22 protein-coding genes and 2 tRNA genes are annotated in these 16,966 nt (G+C 37.9%); 7 read left to right on the top strand and 17 right to left on the bottom strand.

Features of this window, described 5'->3' with window-relative positions:
• Positions 1-17 precede the first annotated feature (17 nt).
• The 7 genes from CKV78_RS10555 to CKV78_RS10580 all read right to left on the bottom strand — a co-directional run bounded on the left by CKV78_RS10555 (position 18) and on the right by CKV78_RS10580 (position 4,066).
• A complete protein-coding gene (locus CKV78_RS10555) occupies positions 18-185 on the bottom strand; it encodes a hypothetical protein (protein WP_005763574.1) in 168 nt (55 codons plus the stop codon).
• A gap of 457 nt (positions 186-642) precedes the next feature.
• Positions 643-718: transfer RNA gene (locus CKV78_RS07670), tRNA-Asn, on the bottom strand.
• A gap of 4 nt (positions 719-722) precedes the next feature.
• Positions 723-798, bottom strand: a tRNA-Phe gene (locus tag CKV78_RS07675).
• 219 nt (positions 799-1,017) lie between these two features.
• The gene (mltC, locus tag CKV78_RS07680) at positions 1,018-2,097 is read right to left on the bottom strand and encodes a membrane-bound lytic murein transglycosylase MltC (protein WP_005763575.1); all 1,080 of its coding nucleotides are present in this window, start codon (positions 2,095-2,097) and stop codon (positions 1,018-1,020) included.
• 6 nt (positions 2,098-2,103) lie between these two features.
• Positions 2,104-2,376, bottom strand: a complete 273-nt coding sequence (locus CKV78_RS07685; RefSeq protein WP_005763577.1) for an oxidative damage protection protein — start codon at positions 2,374-2,376, stop codon at positions 2,104-2,106.
• The gene (mutY, locus tag CKV78_RS07690; RefSeq protein WP_005763580.1) at positions 2,369-3,487 is read right to left on the bottom strand and encodes an A/G-specific adenine glycosylase; all 1,119 of its coding nucleotides are present in this window, start codon (positions 3,485-3,487) and stop codon (positions 2,369-2,371) included. Before mutY ends, CKV78_RS07685 begins: the two co-directional genes overlap by 8 nt.
• Positions 3,488-3,574: 87 nt before the next feature.
• Positions 3,575-4,066, bottom strand: a complete 492-nt coding sequence (locus CKV78_RS10580; protein ID WP_032855395.1) for a cytochrome b — start codon at positions 4,064-4,066, stop codon at positions 3,575-3,577.
• Between the two features lie 118 nt (positions 4,067-4,184).
• On the opposite strand from CKV78_RS10580, the gene trmB reads away from it, so the two are divergent.
• The 5 genes from trmB (at position 4,185) to yggU (ending at position 7,648) form a co-directional block, all read left to right on the top strand.
• Positions 4,185-4,952, top strand: a complete 768-nt coding sequence (trmB, locus tag CKV78_RS07695; RefSeq protein ID WP_005763584.1) for a tRNA (guanosine(46)-N7)-methyltransferase TrmB — start codon at positions 4,185-4,187, stop codon at positions 4,950-4,952.
• Positions 4,953-5,033: 81 nt separating this feature from the next.
• A complete protein-coding gene (locus CKV78_RS07700; protein ID WP_005763586.1) occupies positions 5,034-5,378 on the top strand; it encodes a YggL family protein in 345 nt (114 codons plus the stop codon).
• A gap of 411 nt (positions 5,379-5,789) precedes the next feature.
• Positions 5,790-6,740, top strand: coding sequence for a magnesium/cobalt transporter CorA (gene corA / locus CKV78_RS07705; protein ID WP_005763588.1), 951 nt, complete (start codon positions 5,790-5,792; stop codon positions 6,738-6,740).
• A gap of 14 nt (positions 6,741-6,754) precedes the next feature.
• Positions 6,755-7,321, top strand: coding sequence for a YggT family protein (locus CKV78_RS07710; protein WP_005763590.1), 567 nt, complete (start codon positions 6,755-6,757; stop codon positions 7,319-7,321).
• 24 nt (positions 7,322-7,345) lie between these two features.
• Positions 7,346-7,648 (top strand): DUF167 family protein YggU, encoded by a 303-nt coding sequence (gene yggU / locus CKV78_RS07715; protein ID WP_005763592.1) that lies wholly within the window; start codon positions 7,346-7,348, stop codon positions 7,646-7,648.
• 286 nt (positions 7,649-7,934) lie between these two features.
• Here the strand turns inward: yggU and CKV78_RS07720 are convergent, their stop codons facing one another.
• Positions 7,935-8,369 carry a hypothetical protein gene (locus CKV78_RS07720; RefSeq protein WP_032855397.1) on the bottom strand — a complete coding sequence of 145 codons (435 nt, stop codon included), beginning with the start codon at positions 8,367-8,369 and terminating at the stop codon, positions 7,935-7,937.
• A 177-nt stretch (positions 8,370-8,546) separates the two neighbouring features.
• Here CKV78_RS07720 and tpiA point away from each other — a divergent pair, with 177 nt between their 5' ends.
• Positions 8,547-9,314, top strand: a complete 768-nt coding sequence (gene tpiA / locus CKV78_RS07725) for a triose-phosphate isomerase (RefSeq protein WP_005763596.1) — start codon at positions 8,547-8,549, stop codon at positions 9,312-9,314.
• A gap of 70 nt (positions 9,315-9,384) precedes the next feature.
• Here tpiA and CKV78_RS07730 read toward each other — a convergent pair whose 3' ends face one another.
• The 8 genes from CKV78_RS07730 to rpsP form a co-directional block, all read right to left on the bottom strand.
• The gene (locus CKV78_RS07730) at positions 9,385-10,197 is read right to left on the bottom strand and encodes a class I SAM-dependent methyltransferase (RefSeq protein WP_005763598.1); all 813 of its coding nucleotides are present in this window, start codon (positions 10,195-10,197) and stop codon (positions 9,385-9,387) included.
• Positions 10,190-10,402 (bottom strand): hypothetical protein, encoded by a 213-nt coding sequence (locus CKV78_RS07735; protein ID WP_005763600.1) that lies wholly within the window; start codon positions 10,400-10,402, stop codon positions 10,190-10,192. Before CKV78_RS07735 ends, CKV78_RS07730 begins: the two co-directional genes overlap by 8 nt.
• A gap of 182 nt (positions 10,403-10,584) precedes the next feature.
• A complete protein-coding gene (locus tag CKV78_RS07740; RefSeq protein ID WP_032855399.1) occupies positions 10,585-11,409 on the bottom strand; it encodes a glycosyltransferase family 8 protein in 825 nt (274 codons plus the stop codon).
• Positions 11,410-11,508: 99 nt separating this feature from the next.
• Positions 11,509-12,777, bottom strand: coding sequence for a M20 family metallo-hydrolase (locus tag CKV78_RS07745; RefSeq protein ID WP_005763603.1), 1,269 nt, complete (start codon positions 12,775-12,777; stop codon positions 11,509-11,511).
• 232 nt (positions 12,778-13,009) lie between these two features.
• Positions 13,010-13,360, bottom strand: a complete 351-nt coding sequence (gene rplS / locus CKV78_RS07750) for a 50S ribosomal protein L19 (RefSeq protein WP_005763605.1) — start codon at positions 13,358-13,360, stop codon at positions 13,010-13,012.
• A gap of 35 nt (positions 13,361-13,395) precedes the next feature.
• Positions 13,396-14,133 carry a tRNA (guanosine(37)-N1)-methyltransferase TrmD gene (gene trmD / locus CKV78_RS07755; protein ID WP_005763606.1) on the bottom strand — a complete coding sequence of 246 codons (738 nt, stop codon included), beginning with the start codon at positions 14,131-14,133 and terminating at the stop codon, positions 13,396-13,398.
• A gap of 53 nt (positions 14,134-14,186) precedes the next feature.
• A complete protein-coding gene (gene rimM / locus CKV78_RS07760; protein WP_032855400.1) occupies positions 14,187-14,714 on the bottom strand; it encodes a ribosome maturation factor RimM in 528 nt (175 codons plus the stop codon).
• A 29-nt stretch (positions 14,715-14,743) separates the two neighbouring features.
• Entirely contained in the window at positions 14,744-14,992 is a 249-nt protein-coding gene (gene rpsP / locus CKV78_RS07765; protein ID WP_005763610.1) for a 30S ribosomal protein S16, read from the bottom strand.
• A 267-nt stretch (positions 14,993-15,259) separates the two neighbouring features.
• On the opposite strand from rpsP, the gene CKV78_RS07770 reads away from it, so the two are divergent.
• Positions 15,260-16,297 carry a glycosyltransferase family 9 protein gene (locus tag CKV78_RS07770; RefSeq protein WP_005763612.1) on the top strand — a complete coding sequence of 346 codons (1,038 nt, stop codon included), beginning with the start codon at positions 15,260-15,262 and terminating at the stop codon, positions 16,295-16,297.
• Here the strand turns inward: CKV78_RS07770 and yczE are convergent.
• Complete coding sequence (yczE, locus tag CKV78_RS07775) at positions 16,250-16,918, bottom strand: membrane protein YczE (RefSeq protein WP_032855495.1); 669 nt, start codon at positions 16,916-16,918, stop codon at positions 16,250-16,252. The two genes, CKV78_RS07770 and yczE, sit on opposite strands and share 48 nt — an antisense overlap.
• Positions 16,919-16,966 lie beyond the last annotated feature (48 nt).

A 16,966-nucleotide genomic window follows, 5' to 3' on the forward strand; every position in this document is an offset into this window, starting at 1 on the left:
TTTTATCTTCTCCAAAACTAATAATTAACACCAGGTAAAATCATCGCTTTGGTCGCCATGAAAAAAACAAAAAATGCACTGATCACCACAAAACAGGTAATACGATAAGCAATTTTTTCTTTTTCCGGCTTAGCAAAAATGAAATAAGCTGCCAGTAAATAAAGACAAAGTTGTACTGTTTCCATATAAACTCCTTAATTCAACTAATACAATTGCTAATATCGATGTAAGTCAATATCTATACTAAAAACTGTACAGAAATTTCATACAATTTCAACAAATAGCCTTTTCATCAAAGATATAAATCGGGTAAAAAATAGCCCCAACTTATTCTTCATTGATCTAAAGCAACTGATTTAGTTGGAATACTAGAAGAATAAAAGTAGCTTAAGAAGGTGCTGATAAGCAAAGTATACTTAACTCATCATAACCTCCAGCAAGTCAAATATTGATTTCTTTCTATGAGATGATATTAACCAATGAGAGCGACAAAACACGGCATAATAAATTTCTTAATTCAAAATACGCTATGACAGGAAAATTCAAACTGAAGTAGTAAGAAAGAGAAAAAGTGCGGTCAGAAAAATAAAAGAATCTGAAATGAAAAAACCCGCTATTTTTTATTAGCGGGCTTTAGTAATTTGGCTCCTCCTGCTGGACTTGAACCAGCGACATACGGATTAACAGTCCGCCGTTCTACCGACTGAACTAAGGAGGAAAAGTGGTGCCTCGAGGCGGAATCGAACCACCGACACGGGGATTTTCAATCCCCTGCTCTACCGACTGAGCTATCGAGGCAACTCATCAGTGGTGCGTATTAAACGTTTTTTTCATGTTTAAGTCAACACCTAAATTAAAAAAAATTGTATTTTTTTATTCGGTTGCATAATTAACAAACTAAAAGTGTAAAAATAACACAAATTTTACTGTTTTTTATGTTTTTTTATTAAAAATAAATAACAAAAATGCTCACTATCATAAAAGATTAAGCGAGCATTTTTCATTCAAAAGATAAAGTTATCGTCTTACACGATAGCTTTTTTGTGCCTGATCGACTTTCAACAGGTAATTTCTCGCTTGAGCAGATGGATGTTGAGTAGTTAAAATACGATACACTTGCTCAGGATATAAGCTATTGATTTTTTGTACCGCAGTTGCTTTATCTTCATCAAACACTCTTAACACAGCACCTGCCCCACTGTTATAAGCAGAAATCATCGCAAAACGTTTTGACGTTGGGTTGGTTATACCGTCTAAATATTTATTTTGTAGAATCCATAAATACGATACCCCCGCATCAATATTTTTCTCTGGATCAAATAAATACGCTTTTGACGGTTGTCCACCTTGACCTTTCAATTGGAAAATATCACGTCCTGCTGTATTTGGTACTACTTGCATTAAACCAATTGCATTGGCATAGCTAATCGCATAAGGGTTAAAGCTCGACTCGGTTTGCATAATCCCGAGAATCAGACTTTCATCCATATTGTAACGACGCGCTATTTTTCGCACTAACGGTAAATATTTCTGTGCACGCACAGCAACGTGGTTTGCAATCATTGGGATCACCACATATTGCACTGTATGCCCATTACTTAAACGACGACTTTGTAATTTATTTTGCAATAAATAATTGGCAAAATTGCCTGCAATAGTTGTGTTAGTAATAGATCCACCTAAATGGTCAATTACTTGTCCCACAAGGAACGGGCGAGAGCTAATTGGCACATCACCTGAAGCAAATAAATCAATACCGTTTGCATCAGAACCCATTAACAAGGTATGCACGATGGCATTATGTAAATGACGAGCATCGCTTTGCGTTTCAATGGTAATCGTGCCCTCATCAAAGCTCACGTGGCTACGTGTATAGAAACGGTCTGTATATTTCACATAATCTTTACGGCTTGCCACTAATAATTCATTCACTCCCCAGATACGATCAATATTATGGGAGAATTGCCCGGTTAAAATATCTAAACCACGAGTGTCTTTTGCAAAGGCCTCATCGAAAGGATTGAACTTTTTATGTGGAGTTGAGCCACCACAAGCAAAAAGGAAAGGGATTAAGGCACAAATAATATATTTTTTCATCGTTAATTATTCCGCTGGAGGAACATAGCCTTCAATATGAACATCCTTACCTTCGAATAAGAAATTCACCATTTCTTCTTCTAATAGTTTTCGGTGATCGGCATTCATCATATTCAGTTTTTTCTCATTCACAAGCATCGTTTGTTTTTTCAGCCACTCTCCCCACGCTTGTTTGCTGATTGAGTCAAAAATGCGTTTGCCTAACTCGCCTGGATAAAGCTGAAAATCTAAGCCATCAGCCTCTTGTTTGAGATATTCACAGAATACAGTTCTAGCCATAATAATTCCTTATAAATTGTATTAATAGATTCTTCACTGGCGTTGCCAGTCCGATTTGCTCTGGATTTTGCGGATCATACCAATATTTGACCGCACTGAATACATTTGATTCATATTGCGTGCCATTTCCTGCCACTTTTTTCCAATCTGCGCGTTCTTGATCTTTCGGTTGAAAATCAAGATCCACATAAATTGGATAAATATCTAAATGAAAATGGCTAAATGTATGACGAAATACTGTCCATTCTTGATAATACCGAATACCTCTGTATTTTAAAAAAGCGATCAAATTGTCTTTGGTTTCAAATTGAGGAAAACAATATAATCCCCCCCAAATCCCCGAATTTTCACGCTGTTCTAATGCAACTTTACCTTGTGACGCTAAAATTAAGAAATAACTTTCTCGCTCGGGTAAGTTTTTTTTCGGCTTTTTGCCCGGATAATCTTGCCAATTTTGTTGTAAGTTAGCTTGGCAATAAGCTCTTAATGGACAAAGGTTGCATTTCGGTTTAGAACGCGTGCACACCATTGCACCAAGATCCATCATTGCTTGGTTAAAATTCGCCACTTGAGAGGTCGGAGTCACTTCTTCAGTCAGTTGCCACAATTTATCCTCGACTTTTTTCTCACCTGGCCAACCTGCAACAGTAAAATAACGCGCTAAGACACGTTTTACATTACCATCTAAAATCGGATAAGGTGCATCTAAACAAGAAGAAAGTACTGCGCCTGCGGTGCTTCGCCCAACACCTGTCAACGCCAGCACTTTTTCAAACTCAGTAGGGAACTCACCTGCATATTGATCACGAATTGTTTGAGCCGCTTTATGTAAGTTTCTGGCTCGAGCGTAATAACCAAGCCCTGTCCATAGGTGGAGTACTTCATCAAGTGGTGCATTAGCAAGTGCGGTCACATTTGGAAAAGTTTCGACAAAACGTTCAAAATAGGGAATCACTGTCGCTACTTGGGTTTGTTGCAACATTACCTCAGATAACCAAACTCCATATAAGCTTTTGTTTTGTTGCCAAGGCAAATGTTTACGACCAAATTTATCATACCAAGTTAAAACAGCTGAAGCAAAAGGGGCATCAGGGGAAGATTTAGCAAGCATAATTAAAAAAGTGCGATAAAAATCCGAAAAATCTTGTACGATCAATGTCTAAAAAATCTTAAAAATTGACCGCACTTTTAATAAAAATTAATGAGGTGACATACTTTTCAGTACATTATCCTTCAACACAATGTGATGAAATAAAGCAGCTGCAGCGTGCATTCCCGCTAAAGCAATAAAGCTATTTGCTAACCATTTATGCGCTTTCCCAAGAGAAAAATCGACACTGTAATAAGGCAAATTCCAGCTAAATAACATAAAATCATCAACATCTGCAGTTAACGTTAAATATCCCACCACTGGTGTGAGTGCCATACAAATATATAACAGCATTTGTACCGAATGTGCTGCGATATGCTGCAAGCGTGAAAGGTTGTGTTCTGGCTGCGCATTACGATAAAACATTCGTAAAACAATGCGTAGTAACAATAAAATAACGATTATGATTCCACTCAACACGTGGATTTCACCTACAACACCATCACCTGGTGGATAATCCCCTGTAAAATACGCGGTTAACACAAATAACAACGTGAGCCAGTGAAGATATATCATTGGTTTTGGATATTTTTGAGGCATATAAAATTCCTTTCCCACAAAGATTGAAGTAAAAGTTTGCATCAACAATGACAAGTTTTGTGTTTTTCAGCAAACCCCGTATAATTCCCAGCAACTCAGATCATTATAAACAAAAAATATGTCATTTAATAATCAAGATTCAAACAATCAACCAACCTTTGCCGATCAAAAACGAAAAACTGTTGAAGTAGCAGAATTTACCGAAGACGGTCGCTATAAACGTAAAGTTCGCAGTTTTGTACTACGCACTGGTCGTTTAAGTGAATTTCAAAAAAATGCAATGAATCAAAACTGGGGCTTTTATGGTTTAGAACACCAAAACGAACCTTTCGATTTCAAAAAAATTTATGGCAATGACAACCCTGTTGTATTAGAAATTGGCTTTGGAATGGGACACTCTTTAGTCGAAATGGCATTGCAAAATCCCGATCGTAATTATTTAGGGATTGAAGTACATACACCCGGAGTAGGCGCTTGTATTGCAAATGCAATCGAAAAAAGCGTAAAAAACTTACGTGTAATTTGCCACGATGCTACCGAAATTTTACGTGATTGTATTGCAGATGCCAGTTTAGAGGGGCTACAGTTATTCTTCCCAGATCCTTGGCATAAAGCAAAGCATCACAAACGCCGAATTGTGCAACCGCACTTTGTTGAAAAAGTGATACAAAAACTGACACAAGGTGGGTTTATCCATATGGCAACAGACTGGGAAAATTACGCTGAACATATGCTTGAAGTGCTACAACAAGCAGAAAGTTTACACAATACCTCAGAAACAAATGATTATATTCCACGCCCCGATTTTCGCCCTTTGACGAAATTCGAACAACGTGGTCACCGTTTAGGCCATGGTGTGTGGGATTTATATTTCACAAAAAAATAAAAAATAGACCGCACTTTCAGACTAAGTCGTGGCATAATTTACCGACAGAATTTTATCAGCCAACAGAGAGGAGAATCGAGAATGGCGATTAAACGTAACAAAAGACAACGTAAAAAAATGCACCTTGCAGAGTTCCAAGAATTAGGTTTTTTAGTGAACTGGCAATTTGCTGACGGCACTGCCATTGAGCAAATTGATGAAGTAGTTGATCGTTTTATTCGTGAAGTGATCCAACCAAATGGCTTAGCTTACGAAGGTAGTGGTTACTTACATTGGGAAGGTCTAGTTTGTTTAGAAGCTGTTGGAAAATGTGATGAAAACCACCGCACTTTAGTAAAAGAGTGGTTAGAGAAAAACGGCTTACAACAAATTGAAATCAGTCAATTATTTGACATTTGGTGGGAATATCCTGCAAAAGATGCCTAGTCATCTCAATTAATTACTCTATTAGGCGAACAGAGTTGTTCGCCTTTTTGTTTTTCTGTATGAATAATTGCTTATTCCATATCATAAAACCTTGACGAATCAAGCTTTCAAGCGTAACATTCGCCACGATTTAGTAATATGAGGACACACACTTTGGACAGTCACAGTCGATACCGAATTGAGTTTTTACTGTAACTTTCGCCATTCTTTTAATATCGGCGAGAGTTCGCTGATAAATCTTATCTAACACCGCTTTATTCGGCATCTTTTTCAGGTCATTGAAATCTCAATAACCCTAATCAAACGAATGAAAATTAACTACACTTACATAGAATTCTCTCTAGATAAAGATTTCGTTTGATTTCTTTTGTTCATTGCGTTGTTCATAATCCAGCAAAGGAGTATGACAAAATGATTAATGCTTTTGCACTTGAAGACGCTCGCCTAGTTCGTATTGATGAGGCTGAAAATACACAGCTCAACGCCGCAATTTGGCTTGATTTACTCGAACCGACTAGCGAAGAGCGTGAAATTTTACAAGAAGGTTTAGGGCAAAGCCTTGCTACATTCCTTGAATTAGAAGATATTGAGGCATCTGCACGTTTCTTCGAAGATGAAGACGGCTTACACCTTCACTCATTCTTTTATTGTGAAGACGAAGAGGATTACGCCGACCTTGCCAGTGTGGCATTCACTGTACGTGATGGTCGTCTATTTACCTTACGTGATCGTGAATTACCTGCATTCCGTCTGTATCGTATGCGCTCACGTGCGCAACGTCTCGTGGAATGTAACGCTTATGAAGTGTTACTCGATTTGTTCGAAACCAAAATTGAGCAATTAGCAGATGTTATCGAAACGGTGTACTCTGATTTAGAAAAATTAAGTCGCGTAATTTTAGACGGTAAACAAGGAGAAGCCTTTGACGAAGCGCTTGCTACCCTCACAGAACAAGAAGACACTAGTTCAAAAGTACGTCTATGCTTAATGGATACCCAACGAGCGTTAAGTTTCTTAGTACGTAAAACGCGCTTACCCGCAAATCAGTTAGAGCAGGCTCGCGAAATCTTACGTGATATTGAGTCGCTACAACCGCACAACGAATCACTCTTCCAACGTGTCAACTTCCTAATGCAAGCAGCAATGGGTTTTATTAGTATTGAGCAAAACCGAATTATCAAAATCTTCTCAGTTGTCTCAGTAATTTTCCTCCCTCCAACATTAGTTGCATCTAACTATGGTATGAACTTTGAGATTATGCCAGAATTAGGTCTTAAATTTGGTTATCCAATGGCGCTTGGATTGATGGCACTAGCTGCTTTTGCACCATATTGGTATTTCAAACGCAAAGGTTGGTTATAATTTAAGGAAAAACAATGAATTCATTACAATTATTAGTATTTATGCTCATTGATATTTATGGGCTAATTTTAGTATTACGAGCATGGTTCCAATTTAGCCGTGTAGATTTTTACAACCCAATTTCACAAAGCTTGGTGAAAATCACACAGCCTATATTAAATCCATTGAGTGCGATGATTCCCACCATTAAAAATATCAATTTATCAGCATTAGTGTTGGCGTTTGTCTTATTCAGCATTAAATTCCCACTCGCTCATTTAGTCGGTAATTTATTTATCGCTAATGCTGAATGGCTAGATTATCTTTTTATTGGCACACTTACTCTTGTGCGTACCTTTGGGAAGGCAGTTTTCTATGTATTATTAATTGGGGCAGTAATGAGCTGGTTCAATCGTGGTGAAAACCCAATGCAATTTGTGTTAGCCCAATTAACATACCCATTACTTCGCCCAATTCAACGCATTCTACCAAATACAGGAATGTTGGATTTTTCCCCAATGGTATTAGCCTTTGCACTTTTCTTCTTAAACAGTGTGTTAAATGACCTCTTCGGCATTTATTGGGCGTTAGCAAGCTATTAAGTGCGGTTAATTTCTTACGAGTTTATGGCAGCAATAGAAAAACAAGGTGAAAACTTGCGGTTGCGGATCTTTCTGCAACCGAAAGCTAGCAAAGATCAAATTGTTGGCTTGCACGATGACGAGCTCAAAATCACAATCACTGCACCACCAATTGATGGGCAAGCTAATGCTCACTTACTCAAATTTTTAAGTAAAACATTTAAAGTGCCTAAAAGTAGCATTGTCTTAGAAAAAGGCGAGCTCAATCGACACAAACAGATTTTAGTTCCAAATCCCAAAATAATCCCCGAAATTGTATCTGGCTTCTTAACATATAGTAAGAATTGATTTTCTATTTGAGGTTAATAAATATAGCCCTGAATGTTGCCTCTTCTGATCTGAGTAAACAAATCGGATAGTTTCTGCGTTGTTATCTTCTTGTTGAATAGTATGGCTCACAAATGTTGCTCAAAAACGAGCTTAATAAAACCACACCAATAATTTTTTAACAATAATCGCAGCTCATCATCCTTGCCCAATATTGCATATTATTGAAATCAGAAACTGAAACAAATAAGGTACTGCTGCGAAGGATACAAATTTTCTCTTTTAGCAAATGAACAAGTTAAAAGCGTTATAGATTCAGCTCAAAAATCGTTTTCTTTGGATTGATTTTAAATCCTTCAGCTTCGAGAATAGCCTGTTGCTGTTGCCCTTGTTCCACAACCAAACGTGTAGATTGTGTGTAACGTACAAACTCTTTCGCTTTTGCTACAAGTGCGGTGTAGATATCCGCATAATTAGAATTAGGTAGGACAAAAATATCTGTTAACTGCCAATAGCGCTGTAATTGTAAGGACGAAAGACGCGGATAGAGCTGAATAAAACCAAGAGGTTGTTGATTATCATCAAGGGCAATAAAAAATATACTTTCACTAAAGCGGATTCGATTAGTAAGAAAAGCTAAAGTACGGTCGGGATTTTCCGACATTCCAGAAGCAAGACGATAATGCTCAAAGAGCGGTAACAGAATATCTAAGTTCCATTGTTCGGCTTTAAAAATTTTCATCTTCGTCCAAATCGCATATTTTTTATCAAATCTATACAGTAGATTGTATCTTTTTAAAACGAAATAATCATCTTTTCTAAAATTTTTTTTCAAATTTGCCTAAAATCAACAGAAGGTGATCAAAAATTTGGTATAGTAATGCGGTTATTTTTTATTAATTCAATACGGAGAAAAATTATGGCACGTCGTCCTTTAGTTATGGGTAACTGGAAATTAAACGGTAGCAAAGCATTCACGAAAGAATTAATCGAAGGCTTAAAAACAGAATTAGCTGGTGTTGAAGGTTGTGATGCAGCAATTGCACCACCTGTCATGTATTTAGCAGAAGCCGAAGCGGCATTAGCTGGTAGTGTAATTGCACTAGGTTCACAAAACGTCGATGTAAACGTACAAGGCGCATTCACTGGTGATATTTCAACTGAAATGTTAAAAGATTTTGGTGCGAAATATATTATTATCGGTCACTCTGAGCGTCGTACTTACCACAAAGAAAGCGATGAATTTATTGCGAAAAAATTCGCTGCATTAAAACAAGCAGGTTTAGTGCCTGTATTATGTATCGGTGAAAGCGAAGCTGAAAACGAAGCTGGCAAAACTGAAGAAGTTTGTGCACGTCAAATTGATGCAGTGTTGAATACATTAGGCGCAGAAGCATTTAACGGTGCAGTAATCGCATACGAACCAATTTGGGCAATCGGTACAGGCAAATCAGCAACTCCAGCACAAGCACAAGCAGTTCACGCCTTTATCCGTAGCCACATTGCGAAGAAAGATCAAGCAGTTGCAGATCAAGTTATCATTCAATACGGTGGTTCTGTTAATGATGCAAATGCGGCTGAGTTATTCACTCAACCAGACATCGACGGTGCATTAGTTGGTGGCGCATCATTAAAAGCACCAGCATTTGCCGTGATCGTAAAAGCAGCTGCAAAAGCAAAAAACTAATTTAATCTCTTAAAACAAAAAGCAGATCATTTGATCTGCTTTTTTATTACCTAAAGTGCGGTCTGTTTTTCTATTTTTTCCAACTCACAAACGCCCAAGTTTTAAAGTCACCACGTGAGGAAGTGAGGTTTGGGTGTTTGTGATAATATTCTTTGAGTTTTGCCATTTCTTGTTCGGTTAACTCGCCAATCGACCACTGCACTGATTGGATAAAACTTTGCTCATCAATTTTTTCAGGCTGAATCAAACTGCATTCAGCAGTAATAAAATCCACAGAAGCGTAATAGCCTTTTTGATGTAACAAATTCAGCGCATACATATAATTCGGGAATCCCACCGAATCTCTGCCAATATATTGCAAAATGTCGCGTGCGATAAAGTCTTTTTCGACAATCATCGTCATATAAACTGCTTTTCTTGCTTTGGCATTCAGCTTATCCAACGCTTTATCTAAATCAGCCACCATTGAAGAACGTGATGACACACAGATATCACATTCTGGCACATCGTCCCAATTCTCTTCCCAAGATTTACGTATCGACTGCACGTTATCCAGCCCTAAATTTTGCGCACGCTGTTGTAAAACGGACAACATTCCTTCACTATAATCTAGCCCATATACCTGTCTTAATTGTGATGCAACTGAAAGAACAATCGCACCACCCCCGCAGCCCACATCTAATAAAGTATCAGCGTTACTTAAATCCATTCGGCTCACAAAGGCTCTTACATATTCATTATGTAAATCGTATTCGGACTGTTGCATTTTCTCTGCTTTGCGATCCCAATCTTGTGCCGTTTTTGGCTCTCTTGAGGCAAGCTGGTAATGATTTCGATACAATTCGGCGAAATTCACGTCCCAAAGCGTTTCTGTCTTATTCATAGATTGTCCTTAAATTTTTACGCAATAATTGTTCATCTAATTGATAAATGATGGCAAGATTTTTCACAGTCAGCGTTTGTTTCGGTTCGCCATTAGTAATTGTTTTATATTGATGAAATAAAATTGACAAACCGAGTTGTTTTAACTGTACAATTTTTTCTCTCACTTGATTACCAAAATAGAGGTTTGAATCTGGTTCGTCCATAATTAAAAAGACTGTTGCTATGCCAATCCTCTAGTAATCAAGATTAGTATTCATCCCTACTAATTTAGTAGTAAAATGCTAGGTTATAAATGTACAATGCTTAGAAAAAACACAAAATTTAGGTAACATAAAAAATAAAATGCGGTCAAAATTTTAAAATTTTGTACCGCACTTTTTATCGATTAGTTTTCTTCATTCGTCCACTTACGGATAATATCCTGCCATTCTAATTGGTAATAAGCCCAATATTGATCACGAAACGGCAAGTCATATTCAGGCAATAACCAAGGTTTGTATCTTGTAATATAGTGAATGACTTTAGGTTGTTGTCCTTGTAAATCTTTATATTTCTCAAGTGCTTCTGGCATTTTGTGTTGAATAAATGCAATTAGACTTCCCGTTTGATAATTATAAATTTTGTCTAATGCTTGCCATTTGCCTTTCAAAATAATATTCATAGCATCTTGATCGCCATAATATAAATTCACAGCTTGCTTAGTTAGGTCCATCAGCTGATTTTCAATATTTTGATCTCGCCATTTGTTCAAATCAATTAGCAACATTCCTGAGTTAAAATAGGGTTTCATATCAGGAAACTCTTTATAGCTATGTGGTGCTATATTTAAAAAAGCATCTTCGACAGCATACATCATATTATCACCAAAATCGGTGTAATATATTTCAGTTAAAGATCCTGTCACCACCACATCACAATCCAAATATAGCACACGATCGAGTGGTAATTGCCCTAATAAATAGCGGAAATAACTCGCTTCAGAAATATGATCTAATGTAGGGAATGTGGAAATGACCTCTGAATCAACTTTGGCATCAATAATATTTGAACCAAAATAGGCAAGGTATTGATTGAGAATTTGAAACCATTCGGAGGGATAATCTTTATTCAATAAATAAAAATGCACGTTTTTATTATGATAAGAAACGGATTTAATAAGTGTTTTAACTTGCTCTGAAAATTGTACGTCCGCTGATAAAACAATATTCATATTGCTGTCTCTGCCCTGAGAAAATAAAAGCATATTTTAATCTGAAATACAGCTAAAGACGATTGCTTTCTTCCGTCAAAACAACCGTCTTTACAAAGATTAAGCTAATAACTCTGCTAAGAGTTGTGTATAAATATTTACGCCTGTCAGCAATTGTTTTTCATCAAAATCAAATTCAGCTTGATGGTGACCTGCTGTCCGATCTGCACCTAAAATAAAGTAAATCGCTTGACCTCCGTGCTCTTGCACTCGGCGCCCTAAAATAGTCGCATCTTCGCTAGCATTAAAAGCATAGTTTGGTTCAACGTTGCGTACTTCAGGTTGTTTTCCTGCAATTTTGCTTACTAAATCAATCAGTTGTTGATCATTAACCATATCAACGGCTTCGCCCATAATTTCAGTTTCATAACTCACATCAAAGCTGATCGCCACACCTTGAGCAATTTGCATCACTTGATCAACCATATATTGATTAATCGCTTTATTTTCACCCCGCACTTCTAACTGAATAGTTGCGGTAGAAGGAATAACATTACGCCCCTCGCCAGCTTTTAGCACGCCCACATTAATTCTAGTCATCCCATCACCGTGGCGTGCAATGCCGTGCAATTGAGTTACTGTGTGCGCTGCTGCAAGCAAGGCGTTTTTACCTAAATGAGGAGCCGCACCTGCATGTGCTGGTTTACCTTGATAACGAATATCAATTTTTGTAGTAGAAAGAAAGTTTTTCGGGTTCGCAATCACTGTGCCAGAGTCAGCACAAAAACTAATATGTGAACTCAAGAAATAATCAGCATCGTCAATAATACCGCTTGCTGCAATGGCTGCTGCACCTCTCACACCTTCTTCTGCGGGTTGGAAAACCAGCTTGACTTTACCTGTTAATTTATCTTTATTTTGTGCAATCCAAAGTGCAGTGCCTAAGCCAATCGTAATATGTCCATCATGACCGCAAGCGTGCATAAAGCCATCATTTAAAGAACGGAAACCAAAATGATTTGGAATATGCTCCGCATGATCTGTTTCTGTCACATTCACGCAGTCAATATCAAAACGTAATGCCACTGTTTTGCCCGGCTTACCTGAATCAAATACCGCAACACAGCCTGTGTAGCCAGCCATTTTGTCTAACCATTTTTGTTTTGCGCCATAAGCAATTGCATTTTTCAACCCCGCATCAACAGCCCCTTGTGAGCGCCCACGCACAAAATCAGGATGAATAATATCTGGGCCAAAAAATAACTCAAACCCCATTTCTTCTAAATAATCTGCAATACGGCTTGTTGTCCAAAATTCTGTCCAGCCAATTTCTGGGAAACGATGAAACTCACGACGCCAAGCAACTAATTGAGGTAGATCGATATTCATAATATGACTCCTTATAGATGAAGAGAAGTACACAGGAATTGTGATACTTTTATGTATAGAAAAGATGCTATTTCAAGCATAGCCCGCATACTGAATTGAATCAACCTTTAATCTATAAAATCAAAAGAAATGTATTGTGCTGGAATGAAAACTTTTAGAAATTTAACCGCACTTGATGACGAAAAATAAAGAAAAGAAAAAGGCTTGGAACCCCAAGCCTTTCACAGTGAAATTATTCACCCAAACGTTCTTTAATACGTGCAGATTTACCTGAACGCTCACGTAAGTAGTAAAGTTTAGCTTTACGCACCGCACCTTTACGTTTAACAGTGATGCTGTCAATGATTGGTGAGTGAGTTTGGAATACACGCTCAACGCCTACACCGTTAGAAACTTTACGTAGTGTAAATGCAGAATGCAAGCCACGGTTACGAATTGCAATAACCACGCCTTCGAATGCTTGTAAACGACGTTTGCTACCTTCAACTACCCATACTTTAACTTCCAAAGTATCACCAGGGCGGAAGCTTGGTAGATTTTGTTTTAATTGTTCTTGTTCAAGTTGTTTAATGATGTTACTCATAATAATTAACCTTTTAATCCTAGATTGAACTGATATTAACTGTGTTCAGCCTTAATCTGCTTCAACAGTTTACTTTGTTCGTCAGTCAGAGCTAGGCTTTCTAATAGCTCAGGGCGTCTTAACCACGTTCGCTCAAGGGATTTTTTCAATCGCCATTTACGAATTTCTTTGTGATTACCAGACATCAGCACAGGTGGTACAGATAAACCATCTAAGACTTCAGGACGAGTATAATGTGGGCAATCTAATAATCCATCAGCAAAAGAATCTTCTTCTGCTGAGGCTTGTTTACCAAGTACACCTGGGATAAATCTTGCAACAGCATCAATTAATGTCATTGCAGGTAATTCGCCCCCTGTGAGCACATAATCACCGATTGACCATTCTTCATCAACTTCCGTTTCGATCAATCGCTCATCAATGCCTTCATAACGACCACAGAGTAAAATCAATTTCTGATTTTCTGCTAACTCTTTTACTCCGGCTTGATCGAGTTTTCGTCCCTGTGGCGAAAGATAAATAACCTTCGCGCCTTCTCCTACTTCAGCTTTGGCTGCGTGAATAGCATCCCTCAAAGGTTGCACCATCATCAACATCCCCGGACCACCTCCATAAGGGCGATCATCTACTGTTTTGTGCTTATCATGTGTGAAATCACGCGGATTCCAACACTGCACTTGTAAGAGATTCTGTTTTACAGCTCTACCTGTAACCCCAAATTCGGTAATCGCTTGAAACATTTCGGGGAATAGACTAATAATCCCAATAAGCATAAAGTATCCTTACATCAAAATGCTACAACTCAAGCTAACTTGCATACCTGAGGTTAGAAACCAGCGTCCCAATCAACGATAATAGTCTTCGTGTTGAGATCCACTCTTTTAACTACTTGTTCATACAAAAACGGAATTAACCGTTCTTGTTTTCCGAAAGCATCTTTGGCATTTGCGCGCACAACTAATACATCATTAGAACCAGTTTCCATCATTTCAGTGACTGAGCCCATTGAGTAACCTTCAAGGTTTACTACATTACAACCGATCAAATCGTGCCAGTAGTAGTCCCCTTCTTCTAACTCTGGGAAAACTGCTAAATCCACACCAATTTCAATATTAGCTAGTGTTTGCGCAGCTTCTCTGTCGTCGACACCTTTTAATTTAACGATTAAATCGTTATTGTGATAACGCCAGCTTTCTAATTCTGTTGGTTGCCATTGACCTTTAATTTTTAAAAACCAAGGTTGGTAATCAAAAATGCTTTCAGCATATTCTGTTGATGAATAAATACGTAACCAACCACGAATACCATAAGTTGAACCTAATTTGCCAACTACTTCAATTCTTTGCGATTCCATATTCATCACCTATCTCTCTATAAAAGCAATTAAGCTGCTTTTTTCGCTTCTTTAACTAAGCTTTCAACACGATCAGATAAAGATGCACCTTTTTCTAACCATGCATTAACACGGTCTAAATCTAAGCGTAAACGCTCAGCATTACCAGTTGCTAATGGGTTGAAAAAGCCAACGCGTTCGATGAAGCGACCATCACGTGGTGAACGGCTGTCAGCAACAACGATTTGATAGAATGGGCGTTTTTTAGCTCCGCCACGAGATAAACGAATGGTTACCATAACCTTCCTCTAAACATTTGATTACAAAAAGAAAACTCTCAATTATCGAAGTTATCTTGAGAGTTAAACTTACTTTTTTCTCTGTATATATAGACAAAAAGCCTGTGGATCATACTCTTTTTTAAGAAAAAATCAAGGAATAACCCAAATTCTCGCCAAAATTCCGCCCTAATTTACAACGACAACGTGCGGTAGATTTTTCAATTAAATTTTGTGAGGAAAAAGAGTAGAATATGCTCAAATTTACACATTATTTGAGAATAAAAAATGCAGAAACTGTTAGTTATTCGTAACGATAAATTAGGCGATTTTATGTTGTCGTGGCCAGCATTTGCTATGTTAAAGCAATCCAATCCTGCGCTAAAACTGACCGCACTTGTGCCGAAATATACGGAGGATTTAGCTCGCCTTTGCCCTTATATAGATGATGTGATTATTGATGCAGGCAAAAATGCGGATAAATCAGCACAACTGGCAACACTAAAAGCTATTAAAGCGGCTAAGTTTGATGCGTCAATTAACTTTTTCTCAGATAAATACAATGCGTTGTTAGTATGGAAAGCGAAAATTCCGTTTCGTTTAGCGCCAGCAACGAAGCTGATTCAATTTTTATATAACCATCGAATCACACAACGTCGTTCAAAATCCTTAAAACCGGAATTTGAATACAACTTGGATCTTGCCCGTGCCTTTTTGCGAAAAAATCATTGTCCAATTGTTGAGCCAAGCCCACCTTACTTAACTTTTGAGGAAAGTGTGGTGCAAAATCAACGTGAAAAATTAAGTCGCCTTCTTGGTTTGTCTTTAAAGAAAAAGTGGATCTTTGTGCACAGTGGTTCAGGTGGTTCTGCAACCAACTTATCCCTTGAGCAATATGCTGAATTAATTTCGGGATTACTGACTCATTTTGATTGCAACATGGTGCTCACTGCTGGTCCAAATGAAGGTGAAAAAGCACAAACATTAGCACAGCTCGTCAACAATGCAAATGTGGTGGTTTATGATAAAAATGATGGGCTTGTGGATTTTGCTCATTCATTAGCTTGTGCAGATTTATTTATTGCGGGTTCAACAGGGCCGTTGCATTTAAGTGCCGCATTGAATGTTCCTACAATTGGTTTTTATCCGAGCCGTCGTTCGGCGACTCCATTGCGCTGGCAACCAATTAATGCCCCTAGGAAGCATTTATCATTTTCGCCACAAACTACCGATAAATCTCGTCAAATGGACTTAAACTTAATTGAAATACCCAAAGTGTTAATGCAAGTGATTCCGTTTGTAGGACGTATGTGGCAACTTGATTAGGAGTGCTAACGTCATTTGTACAACCCAACCTATACCAATTGCGAAAAGGACAGTACCCACGCCAACCGTACCGCCTAAAAAGAAGCCTAGTGAGCAAACCGTCACTTCCATAATAGTGCGAACAATACCAACTTTTAACTGAAAACGTTGGCAAAACCCCACCATTAACCCATCTCTTGGGCCCGCACCTTGGTGGCAGGTCAAATAAAAGGCAGATCCTACACCAAAAAGTAAAATGCCAATAACAAGGTAAATATAGCTCACTGAAAGTGCGGTCGGTTTTGGCATCAGTTCCACAGTTAAACCAAGAAAAAAAGCAATAACAATAATATTGAGTACCGTGCCTAAGCCTAGGCGCAATTTGAGTGGTAGCCAAAACAGCATCACGATACAGCTAATAATAAAAGATGCCCAACCAACACTGACATTCATTTGTAAAGCCACACCTTGTGATAAAACTGTCCAAGGGGCAGAACCTAAATTAGATAATAAAATCATCCCTTCACCAATGCCTAGCACGGCAAGTGAACAAACTAGAACAGCAAGCGACTTGACCTCTAACGCCCAAAAACTGCTAGCAGCCCAAGAAGTTATCGGTAATACGTGATTTCGTTTTTGCATAATAAACTGTGAAAAAATTAACCGCACTTAATAATAATTTAAAATTTT

It is taken from the genome of Pasteurella dagmatis (assembly GCF_900186835.1).
Classification (GTDB): Bacteria; Pseudomonadota; Gammaproteobacteria; order Enterobacterales; family Pasteurellaceae; genus Pasteurella; species Pasteurella dagmatis.